The sequence below is a fragment of the Thauera propionica genome (assembly GCF_002245655.1).
In the GTDB taxonomy this organism is placed as follows: Bacteria; Pseudomonadota; Gammaproteobacteria; order Burkholderiales; family Rhodocyclaceae; genus Thauera; species Thauera propionica.
Window position 1 is genome coordinate 76,037 of record NZ_NOIH01000015.1, and the last position, 13,001, is coordinate 89,037.

A 13,001-nucleotide genomic window follows, 5' to 3' on the forward strand; every position below is an offset into this window, starting at 1 on the left:
AGCCTGCCGATTCTTGTTTGCGACTCTCGCGTCGGTCAGCGGTCAATCTCGCCGAACACGACGTCCATCGTGCCGATGATGGCGACCACGTCGGCGATCATGTGCCCACGCGCGATGTCGTCCATGGCAGCGAGGTGGGCGAAGCCCGGTGCGCGCAGCTTCAGACGGTACGGCTTGTTGGCGCCGTCGGACACCGCATAGACCCCGAACTCACCCTTCGGATGCTCTACCGCCGCATAGACCTCACCTTTGGGCACGTGGATGCCTTCGGTGAAGAGCTTGAAGTGGTGGATCAGCTCTTCCATGTTGGACTTCATGTCCTCTCGCGCCGGCGGTGCCACCTTGTGGTTGTCGGTGATGACCGGGCCGGGGTTCTTGCGCAGCCAGTCGATGCACTGCTTGATGATCCGGTTCGACTGGCGCATCTCTTCCATGCGGCAAAGATAGCGGTCGTAGCAGTCGCCGTTCTTGCCGATGGGAATATCGAAATCGACGCGGTCGTAGACTTCGTAGGGCTGCTTCTTGCGCAGATCCCATGCAATCCCGGAGCCGCGCAGCATCGGGCCGGTGAAACCCCAGGCCAGCGCCTGCTCCGGCGACACCACACCGATGCCGACGGTACGCTGCTTCCAGATCCGGTTGTCGGTCAGCAGGGTCTCGTATTCGTCGCAGTAGGTCGGGAAGCGATTGGTAAAGTCTTCCAGGAAGTCGAGCAGCGAACCTTCACGGTTTGCATTCAGCTCGCGGACGGTCTTCTCGTTCTTGAACCGGTTGACCTCGTACTTCGGCATGCGATCGGGCAGATCGCGATAGACGCCGCCCGGACGGTAGTACGCCGCATGCATGCGCGCGCCCGACACCGCCTCATAGACGTCCATCAGGTCTTCACGCTCACGGAAGGTGTACAGCACCATCGTCATCGCGCCGATGTCGAGCGCGTGCGTCCCGATGTTGAGCAAGTGATTCAGGATGCGCGTGACCTCGTCGAACATCACGCGGATGTACTGCGCGCGCTCCGGCACCTGCACACCGAGCAGTTTCTCGATCGCCATGCAGTAGGCGTGCTCGTTGCACATCATCGACACATAGTCGAGACGATCCATGTAGGGCACGGACTGCACCCACGTGCGTGTCTCCGCCAGCTTTTCGGTGCCGCGGTGCAGCAGGCCGATGTGCGGGTCGGCGCGCTCGACGACTTCGCCGTCGAGTTCGAGCACCAGACGCAGCACGCCGTGCGCCGACGGATGCTGCGGACCGAAGTTGATCGTGTAGTTGCGGATCTCAGCCATTGCCGACGTCCCCGTAGTTCTCTTCGCGCACGATGCGCGGCGTGTTCTCGCGCGGCTCGATGGTGACAGGCTGATAGACGACCCTGCCCTGCTCCGGGTCGTAGCGCATCTCGACGTAGCCCGACACCGGAAAATCCTTGCGGAAAGGATGACCGACGAAACCGTAGTCGGTCAGGATCCGGCGCAGGTCCGGGTGACCGGAATACATGATGCCGTAGAGATCGAAAGACTCGCGCTCATACCAGTTGGCACTCGGCCACACATCGACAACGGAGTCGAGAACGGGAAACTCGTCGTCATCAGCGAATGCGCGTAGCCGCAGCCGCCAGTTGTGGCGAACCGACGTCAGGTGCGCGGCAGAAGCGAAGCGCCTGCCCGACCAGGGCGCGTTGCCGAAGGCAGAATAATCGAGCCCCGAAATATCGACTAGCTGCTCGAAATGAAGATCGGCGTGATCACGCAGCGTGCGTGCAACCTGCAGATAATCGGCAGCAGCAACCTCGATGGTGACCTCGCCGCAATCGACGACGAGCGACTGCAGGGTGTCGCCGAATACGTCGCGCAAGGTCTGGCTCAGGCGTTCAAGCTTGGCACTCATGTCTATGACACCCGTCAGCGCGCAATCGTGTTCGTGCGCTTGATCTTGTTCTGAAGCTGGAGAATGCCGTAGATCAAGGCCTCGGCCGTCGGCGGACAGCCCGGCACGTAGACATCGACAGGCACGATGCGGTCGCAACCACGCACGACCGAATAGGAGTAGTGGTAGTAGCCACCACCGTTCGCACAGGAACCCATGGAGATGACCCACCGCGGCTCGGACATCTGGTCATAGACCTTGCGCAAGGCCGGTGCCATCTTGTTGCACAGCGTACCGGCAACAATCATCAGATCGGACTGACGAGGACTCGGACGAAACACGACACCGAAGCGATCAAGATCATAGCGGGAACAACCCGCATGAATCATCTCGACCGCACAACAGGCCAGACCGAAAGTCATCGGCCACAGAGAACCGGTTCGCGTCCAGTTGATTACTGCATCGAGCGAGGTGGTGACGAACCCCTCGCGAAAGACGCCCTCAATGCTCATGCATTACTCCCAGTCGAGTGCGCCGTTCTTCCACTCGACGATATAACCGATGACCAGAATCGAAAGAAAGACCATCACCGAGCCAAACACGAACCAGGCCAGTTCGCCGGCGGCAATGAACTCCTGGAAGACCATCGCCCACGGGAAAAGGAAGGCGATTTCGAGGTCAAACAGGATAAAGAGAATGGCAATCAGGTAATAACGAACATCGAACTTCATGCGGGCGTCTTCAAACGCCTCAAAGCCGCATTCGTAAGGGGAGAGCTTTTCGCTATCGGGACGATACGGGGCGAGAACTCGCCCGAGAATCACAGGAGCAACACCGAAACCCAAACCCACGAGCATGAACATCAATACAGGAAAGTAATTTTCCAGCATGTTCAGAAACCCCCAGTAAGATTGACAGCTTTATTGCTGCCATTATTGTTTTGGTTGCCCTGCGTGGAAACGCCCGCATCAGCGGGCGTTCTCCGTAATCTGGTGCCGACGATGAGACTCGAACTCATACGGCTTTCGCCACTACCCCCTCAAGATAGCGTGTCTACCAATTTCACCACGTCGGCGCTTTGTTTCAAAGCCAGATAATTATACGACGTTTTGCGCGGTGCGCAAAGCGTTCGTTGCGCAATTATTTGGGGATCGACTGCGCCTTGGAGTCGTCGCCCGCGGCTGCCGGAACGGCAGGCACCACATCGCCCGCAGGCGCCGACTGGACACCTTCCATGACGCTGGAGGGCGCAGCAGGCTTGTCGCTTGCGAGATAGCTGAGACCCAGGCTGGTGATGAAGAACACTGTCGCAAGTACAGCCGTAGTGCGACTCAGGAAGTTCGCCGACCCGGACGAACCGAACAGGCTGCCCGACGCCCCGCTACCGAACGCCGCCCCCATGTCCGCACCTTTTCCGTGCTGCACAAGAACCAGACCGATGACACCCAGGCCCACCAGCACGTGAACAGTCAGCACCAGAGAAAAAAGATAGTCGCCCATCACAAACCCTAAAAAGACACTTCGTTGAAAGATCAGACCCCAGCCGCTGCGCGGCAGATCGCCATGAAATCGTCAGCCACCAGCGATGCGCCGCCGATCAAGCCACCATCCACGTTCGGCATCGCAAAAAGCTCGGCTGCGTTATCGGGCTTCACGCTCCCACCATACACAATGCGTACAGCCTCCGCCCTCACACCCTGCTCTGCGAGCCAGCCACGAATGACTGCGTGCACCTCTTCGGCCTGAGCAGCGGTCGCCGAACGACCCGTGCCGATCGCCCAGACGGGCTCGTAGGCCACAACCACGCGGCCAAACTGTTCGTGCCCCAGCACATCACCCACCGCAGCGAGTTGGCGCGCGATGACCGCATGCACCTGCCCCGCGTCGCGCTCGGCCAGCGTCTCGCCTACGCACACGATCGGCACCACGCCGCAGGACAACGCAGCCAGCGCCTTGCGAGCCACCAGCCGATCATCGTCGCCGAACAGCGCACGCCGCTCGGAATGCCCCACGATCACGTAGCGGCAGCCGAAATCGGCGAGCATGGCCGCACTCACTTCGCCGGTGTAGGCACCCGCATCAAACTCGCTGACGTCCTGCGCCCCCAGCTCGAGCCCGACAGGGCGACGCTGGAGCTGCCCCAGGTAAGGATACGGCACGCAAAGCGCAACCTCGACCCCGGGCACCGCCTGAAGACCGGCAAGAAGCGCTTCGTTGGCGGCAAGACTGCCGTTCATCTTCCAATTGCCGGCGACGAATTTTCTCATGGTACGGACGGCTGACGTCGAGAGCTAAACCGCGGGATTATAGGCCGCAGCCGTCCAACCGGCAAATTGCGCCGTGGAAGTCAAACCGGACGGGGTCAGACCCTCAGGTGCCCAGGCAAAGAATCGTGCCCCCAGACGACCTCAGTTCGTGCCAATCTCGTTCAGTTGCTGCCTCAGTGACAGGCGATCGATCTTCTGCAGCGGGAGATTTACGAACAGCTCGATCCTGCGCCGAAGCACACGGAAGGTCTCGGCAAACGCGAAGTGGCGCTCTGCCGGAGAACCCTCGACGAGGACAGGGTCAGGGACCCCCCAATGTGCGGTCATCGGCTGTCCGGGCCAACTCGGGCAGGCCTCTCCCGCGGCGCTGTCGCAAACCGTGAAAATGAAGTCCATCTCGGGCGCGCCGGGGGCGGCGAACTCATCCCAGCTCTTCGATCGCGCGGATTCGGTATCCATCCCGAGCCGCTCCAGAACGTCGAGCGTCAGCGGATGAACGGCACCGGCCGGCTGGCTGCCCGCCGAGTAGGCTCGAAATCGCCCGCCGCCCAGTTCATTCAGAATGGCCTCGGCGAAGATCGATCGCGCCGAATTGCCTGAACACAGGAAGAGCACGTTATAGACACGGTCCGACATGTCACACTCCCAAGCAGTCAATTAATTCAATAATTATTGAAATATAAGCCGAAAATAAGGCGGCGCTCGCATACTGCGGCCCCGCCTTGTCCTGTCAGCCGAAGCGGCCGGTGATGTAGTCCTCGGTTTCCTTCTTCTTCGGCTTCACGAACAGTTCATCCGTGACACCGAACTCCACCATCTCGCCCAGGTACATGTATGCGGTGTAGTCCGAGATCCGTGCGGCCTGCTGCATGTTGTGCGTGACGATGACGATGGTGAACTCGGTCTTGAGCTCGTCGATCAGTTCCTCGATACGCGCAGTGGAGATCGGGTCGAGCGCCGAGGTCGGCTCGTCGAGCAGGATGACCTCAGGTTTCACCGCAATGCCGCGTGCGATGCAAAGGCGCTGTTGCTGACCGCCCGACAGGCTCATGCCGCTCTGGTTGAGCTTGTCCTTCACCTCGTCCCACAGTGCCGCCTTACGCAGCGCCCATTCGACCCGGTCATCCATGTCCTTCGACGACAGCTTCTCGTGCAGCTTCACGCCAAAGGCGATGTTGTCGTAGATCGACATCGGGAACGGCGTCGGCTTCTGGAAAACCATGCCGATTTTCGCGCGGAGCACGCTCACGTCGATGTCCGAACCGAGCAGATTGCGGCCATCGAACAGCAACTGGCCCTCGGCGCGTTGCTCCGGGTACAGGTCGTACATGCGGTTGATCGTGCGCAGGAGGGTCGACTTGCCGCAACCCGAGGGGCCGATGAACGCGGTGCACTTGTGTCGCGCCATCTGGAAGTTGATGTTCTTCAGCGCGTGGAACTTGCCGTAGTAGAAATTGAAGTCCTTGAACTCGATTTGCGCGTCGGTGATTTGCATAGTCATCTCCAACCTCGCGCCGTGACGGCGCGGATTGTTTGGATTGTTTCCTTAGTTGATCTTCTCGGCCCGCAGGAAGACCCGGGCGATGATGTTGAGCACCAGCACACCCATGGTGATCAGGAAGACCCCGGCCCAAGCGAGCTCCTGCCAGTTGGTGAAAGGGCTCATCGCGAACTTGAAGATCGTGACCGGCAGGTTTGCCATCGGCTCATTCAGATTCAGGCTCCAGAACTGGTTCGAGAGCGCGGTGAACAGCAGCGGCGCCGTCTCGCCAGCGATCCGGGCAACCGCCAGCAGCACACCGGTCAGCACCCCTGCCCGCGCCGCACGCAGCGTGACCTTGGAGATCACCACGCTCTTCGGCGCACCCAGCGCGAAAGCAGCCTCGCGCAGGGTATTGGGAATCAGCTGCAGCATGTTCTCGGTGGTACGCACGACCACCGGCAGCACAATCAGCGCCAGCGCGATCACACCCGACCAGGCGGAGAACTTGCCCGTCTGGGCAACCACCACGGCGTAGACAAACAGGCCGATCACGATCGAAGGCGCCGACAGCAGCAGGTCGTTGATGAAGCGGGTGGTCTTGCCCAGCCAGTGATAGCGGCCATACTCGGCAAGATAGACGCCGGTGAGAATACCGACCGGCGTACCGAGCAAGGTTGCCAGCACGACCAGGATCAGGCTGCCCACAATCGCATTGAGCAGGCCGCCCGTTTCCGCGCCCGGCGGCGGCGTCATTTCGGTGAACAGCGCGAGCGACAGGCCGGACAGACCCAGCTCGAACACGGTCCACAGGATCCAGGCCAGCCAGAACAAGCCGAAGACCATCGCCGACAGCGACAGGGTCAGGGCGATCTTGTTGACGAGTTTGCGTCTTGCAAGCAGATTCATGTCGGTCACTCGCTCAGCTCTTGGCACCCTCGCCCTTGGCGAGTCGCGTCAGCAACAGTTTGGAAACGACCAGCACCACGAGCGTGATCGCGAACAGGATGAGCCCCAGTTCCATCAGCGCAGCCGTGTGCAGCCCCGGATCCGCCTCGGCGAATTCGTTCGCCAGTGCCGAAGTGATGCTGTTGCCGGGCTCGAACAGGGAAGCGGAGCTCAGGAAGTTGGTATTGCCGATGACGAAGGTCACGGCCATCGTCTCGCCGAGCGCACGCCCCAGGCCCAGCATCACGCCACCGATCACGCCGGTCTTGGTGTAAGGCAGCACCACCCCCCGCATCACCTCCCAGGTCGTGCAGCCCACACCGTAGGCGGACTCCTTCAGCATGGGCGGCGTCACCTCGAAGACGTCGCGCATCACCGAAGCGATGTACGGAATAATCATGATCGCCAGAATGATGCCGGCACAGAGCAGGCCGATGCCGAGTGGCGCGCCGGCAAAGAGCTTCCCGATCACGGGCACGTGGCCGATAGACGACTGCAGGCCGGGCTGGATGTACTGGGCAAAGATGGGCGCAAAGACCAGCAGGCCCCACATGCCGTAGACGATGCTGGGGATTGCGGCCAGCAGCTCGATCGCGGTGCCGAGCGGGCGGCGCAGCCACGTCGGCGAAAGCTCGGTGAGGAACAGCGCAATGCCGAAACTGACCGGCACCGCGATCAGCAGTGCGATCGCCGAGGTGACGAGCGTGCCGTAGATCGGAATCAGGGCGCCGAAATCCTCCATCGGCGGATTCCAGGCATCGGAGAACAGGAAGCCGATGCCGAAGGCCTGGATACTGGGCCAGGACGCATAGACGAGGGCGATGACGATCCCCGCCAGCAGGATAAGGGTCAGCCAGGCGAAGGATTTCGCCATGCCGCTGAACACCTTGTCGCCGACTCTTTTCGACGCCGAAGACTTGAATTCGGTCGTTCGCATGGAAACACCCGAAAGGGCCGCGGCTGGAGCGCCACCACCCGGGGAAATGGAAACGCCAAAGGCCCCGCGGGCCTCTGGCTGTTGGCTACGTTGAACCACGGGGCGCGGTCCGGCTTACTTGGCCGAGTAGACCGCCTTGCCGGCAGCGTCCTTCATCTCGCCCCAGGAGGCGCGAATCAGGTCGACCGTCGCCTTCGGCATCGGGATGTACTCAAGCTCGAGTGCCATCTCGCCACCGTTGGCGTAGGCCCAGTCGAAGAACTTCAAAGCTTCGGCGGCCTGGGCGGGTTTGTCCTGCACCTTGTGCATCAGGATGAAGGTGGCGCTGGTGATCGGCCACGACTTCGCACCCGGCTGGTTGGTCAGGATCTCGTAGAAGGCCGACTTCGACCAGTCCGCGCCTTCGGCAGCGGCGGCAAAGGTCTCGTTGCTCGGCTCGACGAACTGACCATCCTTGTTCTGCATGATGGCGTGCGACAGCTTGTTCTGCTTCGCGTAGGCATACTCGACGTAGCCGATCGAACCCGGCAGACGCTGGACGAAGGCCGACACGCCTTCGTTACCCTTGCCACCCAGACCCACCGGCCACTGCACCGCAGTGCCTTCGCCGATCTTTTCCTTCCACTCGGCAGAGACCTTCGACAGGTAGTTGGTGAACACGAAGGTCGTGCCCGAACCGTCGGCACGACGGACCACACCGATATCCTGGTCCGGCAGCGCAAGCCCCGGGTTCAGCGCGACGATCGCGGGGTCGTTCCACTTGGTGATCTTGCCCTGGTAGATCTGGGCCAGTACTTCGCCAGTGAACTTCATGTCGCCCGGCTTGATGCCCTGCAGGTTCACCACCGGCACGACAGCGCCGATGACCGTCGGGAACTGCTGCAGACCACCTTCCGCGAGCTTCTCGGGGGTCAGCGGCATGTCCGAAGCACCGAAATCGACCGTCTTGGCGGTGATCTGGCGAATGCCACCACCGGAACCGATGGACTGGTAGTTCACTCGATTGCCCGTGGCCTTCTGGTAGGCGTCAGCCCACTTGGCATAGATCGGCGCGGGGAAGGATGCGCCTGCCCCGGTGATGTCAGCCGCCTGGGCACTGAAGGCGAACAGGACAGCGGAAGAAGCGGTAAGAGCGAACTTGGTGGAAAAACGCATCATGACTACCTCGGGTTGAAAGACTAGACCCGTAAGGTATCAATGCATTGTTACAGCCACGTTTCATGTCATCAAACGGGAAGAATGTCCCGCCAAACGACGGCTACCGGAGCGACCCACCGTCCCGCTCCGGTAGCCGATCAGTCAGGCGACGGCATTCTGGACAGCGGCGGCAATGTCCTGGGCAAGGCGTTCGACAAGCGCGCCATCCCTCCCTTCCACCATCACGCGCAGCAGGGGTTCGGTACCCGACGGACGCAGCAGCACGCGGCCACTGTCGCCCAGTTCCGACTCCGCCCTCGCCTGAGCCGAAGCGATGCCACCATCCGCACGCCAGTCGAAGCCCGCCGGCAGGCGCACGTTGATGAGCTTCTGTGGATAGAAGACGAGGTCGGCGCAGGCTTCCGCAAGCGTCACGCCCCGCTGCTTGAGGGCGGCCAGCACCTGCAGCGCGGAGACGATGCCGTCGCCGGTACTGTGACGATCCAGACAGATGATGTGACCCGAGTTTTCGCCGCCGAGCTTCCACCCGCGCTCGTGCAGCAACTCCAGCACATAGCGGTCGCCGACCTTGGCGCGCGCGAACGGCGCACCGAGGCGGCCGATTGCATGCTCGAAACCCAGGTTACTCATCAGCGTACCGACCACGCCGTCCAGCCGCCCTTCTGCCTTCTGGGCAACTGCAATCACGTACAACAACTTGTCACCATCGTAGATCTCACCTCGATGGTCGACCATCATCAGGCGGTCGGCGTCGCCGTCCAGCGCGATGCCGAGGTCTGCGCCTTGGGCGAGCACCGCCTGGCGCAGATGTTCGGGACGGGTCGCACCGACACCGTCGTTGATGTTGAGACCATTGGGCTCCACCCCGACGGGAAGGACCTCGGCACCAAGCTCATGAAACACGGCAGGGGCGATCTGATATGCGGCGCCGTGGGCACAATCGAGTGCGATTCGCAGGCCGCGCAGGTCGAGCTCGTTGGGAAACGTGCTCTTGCAGAACTCGATGTAGCGTCCGGCCGCATCGTTGATGCGGCGCGCCCTACCCAGACGGGCAGAATCAACGCAGCCCATCGGCTGATCGAGCCGCTCCTCGATCTCTGCCTCGAGCGCATCGGGCAGCTTGGTACCACCAGCCGAGAAGAACTTGATCCCGTTATCGTAAAAGGGGTTGTGGGAGGCCGAGATGACCACGCCCGCCTGCAGGCGCAGGGCCCGGGTCAGGTAGGCAACCGCTGGGGTCGGAATCGGTCCGGCGAGCATGACATCCACGCCTGCGGCAGCGAACCCCGCCTCGAGCGCGGCCTCGAGCATGTAACCCGAGATTCGCGTGTCCTTGCCGATGAGGACAGCCGGATGTTCGCCCGCAGGGCGCTTCTCGCGGGCGACCAGCGTCACGCCTGCGGCATAACCCAGCTTCATCACGAACTCCGGGGTGATCGGCGCGTCACCCACCTTGCCGCGCACCCCGTCGGTACCGAAATACTTGCGCCCCATCTTCACTCCGCGTCGAACATAAAGCGCGGATTATCGCATCCGGCGCCGACGACTGCTCAGCCCTCGTCGCACACCGCCTGCCAGACCTTGAGTGCATCGCAGGTCGGTCCCACGTCATGCACCCGCACGATTCCGGCGCCGCGCTGCACGGCGATGAGTGCCGCAGCAACACTGGCCGCCATCCGCTCATCGACTGGACGCCCGGTCACCGCCCCCAGCATCGACTTGCGCGACAGCCCGGCCAGCACGGCCAGCCCGTCAGCGCCAAACCGCGCCAGTTCTCGCAGGAGGGCGTAGTTGTGCGCGGTGCGCTTACCGAAGCCGAAGCCCGGGTCCAGCACGATACGCTCGCGTGCGATTCCCGCCGCTTCGAGCGCCTGGACCCGCTCGTCGAGGAAGGCCTTCACCTCGCCCACCACATCCTCGTAGCGCGGATCGTCCTGCATCGTGCGCGGCTCGCCCTGCATGTGCATCACGCACAGGCCCACCGTACTCGCGGCCACGGCCTCGATGGCACCCACGGCGCGAAAGGCGTTGATGTCATTGATCATGTCCGCCCCGGCGCGTACGGCTGCGGCCATCACCGCCGGTTTAAGCGTATCGATCGAGAGCGGGATCTTCCAGTCGAGGGTGCGCTCGATGAAACCAACCACGCGCTCCATCTCCTGGGCCTCGGGGACCGGATCAGCACCGGGACGCGAGGACTCGGCACCGATGTCGAACATCTGCGCGCCCTGCTCCACGGCCAGTTCGGCACGCCGAAGGGCTGCGGACAGGTCCCCATGGAGGCCGTCGCCGGTAAAGGAGTCGTCGGTGAGGTTGATGATCGCCATCACCTGCGGCCGGGAAAGGTCGAGGCGGAAACGCCCACATTGAACAGTCGCCATGCTGATGCACCAAGAGAAACGGGCCGGAAAACCGGCCCGTCGGATTACAGGATCAAGAGAAGCGAAACTCAGGCTGCCGGTGCTGCGGCGGTGGGCGCCGCTCCCGGCGCATCGTCTTTCGGACGAGCGGTCGGCGCCGAAACCGGCTTCGGTGCACGCGGCGGCCGGCCTTCCATGATGTCGTTGATCTGCTCGGCGTCGATCGTCTCCCACTCGAGCAAAGCCTTGGTCATGGCTTCGACCTTGTCACGGTTCTCCTCAAGCAGGCGACGCGCCAGTGCGTACTGCTGATCGATGATCCGCCGGATCTCGGCGTCCACCTTCTGCATCGTCGCTTCGGAAACGTTGCGGTGCGTCGTCACCTGGCGGCCGAGGAAGATCTCTCCCTCCTCCTCGCCATACACCATCGGCCCAAGCGTGTCGGACATTCCCCACTGAGTCACCATGCGGCGCGCGAGGTCGGTCGCACGCGCAAAGTCGTTCGAGGCGCCGGTGGTCATCTGCTTCATGAACACTTCTTCGGCAATGCGGCCACCGAATAGCACGGCGATGGTCTGCAACAGACGGTCCCGATCCTGGCTGTAGCGGTCTTCGGTCGGCAACTGCATCGTCACGCCCAGCGCACGGCCACGCGGAATGATGGTGACCTTGTGCACAGGGTCGGTCTTGTCCAGCAGGCGCGCCACGACCGCATGACCGGACTCGTGGTAAGCCGTGTTGCGACGCTCCTCCTCGGGCATGACCACGGAGCGGCGCTCGGCGCCCATCATGATCTTGTCCTTGGCGCGCTCGAAGTCATCCATGTCGACCAGACGCTTGTTGGCGCGCGCAGCGAACAATGCTGCTTCGTTGACCAGGTTTGCGAGATCGGCACCGGCAAAACCCGGCGTGCCGCGCGCCAGCACCTGCGGATCGACGTCGGGCGCGATCGGCACCTTGCGCATGTGAACTTTCAGGATCTGCTCGCGGCCACGGATATCGGGCAGCGCCACCACGACCTGGCGGTCGAAACGGCCGGGACGCAGCAGCGCAGGGTCGAGGACGTCGGGCCGGTTGGTCGCCGCAATCACGATCACCCCGGTCTGACCCTCGAAACCGTCCATCTCCACGAGCAACTGGTTCAGCGTCTGCTCGCGCTCATCATTGCCACCGCCAAGACCGGCCCCGCGCTGGCGACCCACCGCGTCGATCTCGTCGATGAAGATGATGCAAGGTGCCTGCTTCTTGGCCTGCTCGAACATGTCACGAACACGCGCTGCGCCAACGCCGACGAACATCTCGACGAAGTCCGAGCCGGAGATCGAGAAGAACGGCACCTTCGCCTCGCCCGCGATGGCCTTGGCGAGCAGCGTCTTGCCGGTACCCGGCGAGCCGACCATCAGCACGCCCTTCGGAATACGACCGCCAAGCTTCTGGAATTTGGACGGGTCGCGCAGGAACTCGACGAGTTCGAACACTTCCTCCTTGGCTTCGTCGCAGCCCGCGACATCGGCGAAGGTGACGGTGTTGGCCGACTCGTCGAGCATGCGCGCCTTGCTCTTGCCGAACGAGAACGCACCACCCTTGCCGCCGCCCTGCATCTGGCGCATGAAGAAGATCCATACGCCGATCAGCAACAGCATCGGGAACCAGGACACGAACACGCTGGCGAGGAAGGACTGCTCCTCCTCCGGTTTCGACGCATTGATCTGCACACCGTAGCGCATCAGGTCGGACACCATCCAGATATCCTGCACGCCCGGCGTATAGACGGTGATCGAGCGCCCTTCCTGGGTGGTGGCCCTGAGCATGCGACCATCAATGGTCGCCTTGGCGATGCGTCCAGCCTTGGCCTCCTCCAGGAACTGGGAGTACTCCATGGTATTGGGCGCAACCTGACGCGTATTGAACTGGTTGAACACGGTCATCAGCACAACGCCGATTACCATCCAGATCGCGAGGTTTTTGAATAGATTGTTCAACGT

The 13,001-nt window shown here is 62.2% G+C and carries 14 protein-coding genes and 1 tRNA gene; all 15 read right to left on the reverse strand.

Features of this window, described 5'->3' with window-relative positions:
- Positions 1 to 35: 35 nt before the first annotated feature.
- The 15 genes from CGK74_RS13220 to ftsH all read right to left on the reverse strand — a co-directional run bounded on the left by CGK74_RS13220 (position 36) and on the right by ftsH (position 12,998).
- Positions 36 to 1,289, reverse strand: a complete 1,254-nt coding sequence (locus CGK74_RS13220) for an NADH-quinone oxidoreductase subunit D (RefSeq protein ID WP_094268920.1) — start codon at positions 1,287 to 1,289, stop codon at positions 36 to 38.
- Positions 1,282 to 1,887: an NADH-quinone oxidoreductase subunit C gene (locus CGK74_RS13225; RefSeq protein ID WP_094268921.1), complete on the reverse strand. Its 606-nt coding sequence runs from the start codon at positions 1,885 to 1,887 to the stop codon at positions 1,282 to 1,284. Before CGK74_RS13225 ends, CGK74_RS13220 begins: the two co-directional genes overlap by 8 nt.
- A gap of 14 nt (positions 1,888 to 1,901) precedes the next feature.
- The gene (locus tag CGK74_RS13230) at positions 1,902 to 2,378 is read right to left on the reverse strand and encodes a NuoB/complex I 20 kDa subunit family protein (RefSeq protein ID WP_002926530.1); all 477 of its coding nucleotides are present in this window, start codon (positions 2,376 to 2,378) and stop codon (positions 1,902 to 1,904) included.
- A 3-nt stretch (positions 2,379 to 2,381) separates the two neighbouring features.
- Positions 2,382 to 2,756 carry an NADH-quinone oxidoreductase subunit A gene (gene ndhC / locus CGK74_RS13235; RefSeq protein ID WP_094268922.1) on the reverse strand — a complete coding sequence of 125 codons (375 nt, stop codon included), beginning with the start codon at positions 2,754 to 2,756 and terminating at the stop codon, positions 2,382 to 2,384.
- A gap of 100 nt (positions 2,757 to 2,856) precedes the next feature.
- A tRNA-Leu gene (locus CGK74_RS13240) sits at positions 2,857 to 2,941 on the reverse strand.
- Positions 2,942 to 3,006: 65 nt separating this feature from the next.
- The gene (gene secG / locus CGK74_RS13245) at positions 3,007 to 3,366 is read right to left on the reverse strand and encodes a preprotein translocase subunit SecG (RefSeq protein ID WP_094268923.1); all 360 of its coding nucleotides are present in this window, start codon (positions 3,364 to 3,366) and stop codon (positions 3,007 to 3,009) included.
- A gap of 32 nt (positions 3,367 to 3,398) precedes the next feature.
- Entirely contained in the window at positions 3,399 to 4,133 is a 735-nt protein-coding gene (tpiA, locus tag CGK74_RS13250; RefSeq protein WP_094268924.1) for a triose-phosphate isomerase, read from the reverse strand.
- A 141-nt stretch (positions 4,134 to 4,274) separates the two neighbouring features.
- Positions 4,275 to 4,769 carry an arsenate reductase ArsC gene (locus CGK74_RS13255; protein WP_094268925.1) on the reverse strand — a complete coding sequence of 165 codons (495 nt, stop codon included), beginning with the start codon at positions 4,767 to 4,769 and terminating at the stop codon, positions 4,275 to 4,277.
- A gap of 94 nt (positions 4,770 to 4,863) precedes the next feature.
- A complete protein-coding gene (gene pstB / locus CGK74_RS13260; RefSeq protein WP_094268926.1) occupies positions 4,864 to 5,628 on the reverse strand; it encodes a phosphate ABC transporter ATP-binding protein PstB in 765 nt (254 codons plus the stop codon).
- 51 nt (positions 5,629 to 5,679) lie between these two features.
- Positions 5,680 to 6,522, reverse strand: a complete 843-nt coding sequence (gene pstA, locus CGK74_RS13265) for a phosphate ABC transporter permease PstA (protein ID WP_094268927.1) — start codon at positions 6,520 to 6,522, stop codon at positions 5,680 to 5,682.
- A gap of 13 nt (positions 6,523 to 6,535) precedes the next feature.
- Positions 6,536 to 7,498, reverse strand: a complete 963-nt coding sequence (pstC, locus tag CGK74_RS13270) for a phosphate ABC transporter permease PstC (protein WP_094268928.1) — start codon at positions 7,496 to 7,498, stop codon at positions 6,536 to 6,538.
- Between the two features lie 114 nt (positions 7,499 to 7,612).
- On the reverse strand, positions 7,613 to 8,656 hold the full coding sequence (pstS, locus tag CGK74_RS13275) for a phosphate ABC transporter substrate-binding protein PstS (protein ID WP_240498721.1): 1,044 nt from the start codon (positions 8,654 to 8,656) through the stop codon (positions 7,613 to 7,615).
- 141 nt (positions 8,657 to 8,797) lie between these two features.
- Positions 8,798 to 10,150 (reverse strand): phosphoglucosamine mutase, encoded by a 1,353-nt coding sequence (glmM, locus tag CGK74_RS13280; RefSeq protein ID WP_094268929.1) that lies wholly within the window; start codon positions 10,148 to 10,150, stop codon positions 8,798 to 8,800.
- A gap of 56 nt (positions 10,151 to 10,206) precedes the next feature.
- On the reverse strand, positions 10,207 to 11,037 hold the full coding sequence (gene folP, locus CGK74_RS13285) for a dihydropteroate synthase (protein ID WP_094268930.1): 831 nt from the start codon (positions 11,035 to 11,037) through the stop codon (positions 10,207 to 10,209).
- A gap of 68 nt (positions 11,038 to 11,105) precedes the next feature.
- Positions 11,106 to 12,998, reverse strand: a complete 1,893-nt coding sequence (ftsH, locus tag CGK74_RS13290; protein WP_094268931.1) for an ATP-dependent zinc metalloprotease FtsH — start codon at positions 12,996 to 12,998, stop codon at positions 11,106 to 11,108.
- Between the last annotated feature and the right edge of the window lie 3 nt (positions 12,999 to 13,001).

What these genes read in the sequence shown, in the direction of transcription:
- CGK74_RS13220 (WP_094268920.1), bottom strand. Translation starts at nt 1,289, where the DNA reads ATGGCTGAGATCCGCAACTACACGATCAACTTCGGTCCGCAGCATCCG.
- CGK74_RS13225 (WP_094268921.1), bottom strand. Translation starts at nt 1,887, where the DNA reads ATGAGTGCCAAGCTTGAACGCCTGAGCCAGACCTTGCGCGACGTATTC.
- CGK74_RS13230 (WP_002926530.1), bottom strand. Translation starts at nt 2,378, where the DNA reads ATGAGCATTGAGGGCGTCTTTCGCGAGGGGTTCGTCACCACCTCGCTC.
- ndhC (WP_094268922.1), bottom strand. Translation starts at nt 2,756, where the DNA reads ATGCTGGAAAATTACTTTCCTGTATTGATGTTCATGCTCGTGGGTTTG.
- secG (WP_094268923.1), bottom strand. Translation starts at nt 3,366, where the DNA reads ATGGGCGACTATCTTTTTTCTCTGGTGCTGACTGTTCACGTGCTGGTG.
- tpiA (WP_094268924.1), bottom strand. Translation starts at nt 4,133, where the DNA reads ATGAGAAAATTCGTCGCCGGCAATTGGAAGATGAACGGCAGTCTTGCC.
- CGK74_RS13255 (WP_094268925.1), bottom strand. Translation starts at nt 4,769, where the DNA reads ATGTCGGACCGTGTCTATAACGTGCTCTTCCTGTGTTCAGGCAATTCG.
- pstB (WP_094268926.1), bottom strand. Translation starts at nt 5,628, where the DNA reads ATGCAAATCACCGACGCGCAAATCGAGTTCAAGGACTTCAATTTCTAC.
- pstA (WP_094268927.1), bottom strand. Translation starts at nt 6,522, where the DNA reads ATGAATCTGCTTGCAAGACGCAAACTCGTCAACAAGATCGCCCTGACC.
- pstC (WP_094268928.1), bottom strand. Translation starts at nt 7,498, where the DNA reads ATGCGAACGACCGAATTCAAGTCTTCGGCGTCGAAAAGAGTCGGCGAC.
- pstS (WP_240498721.1), bottom strand. Translation starts at nt 8,656, where the DNA reads ATGATGCGTTTTTCCACCAAGTTCGCTCTTACCGCTTCTTCCGCTGTC.
- glmM (WP_094268929.1), bottom strand. Translation starts at nt 10,150, where the DNA reads ATGGGGCGCAAGTATTTCGGTACCGACGGGGTGCGCGGCAAGGTGGGT.
- folP (WP_094268930.1), bottom strand. Translation starts at nt 11,037, where the DNA reads ATGGCGACTGTTCAATGTGGGCGTTTCCGCCTCGACCTTTCCCGGCCG.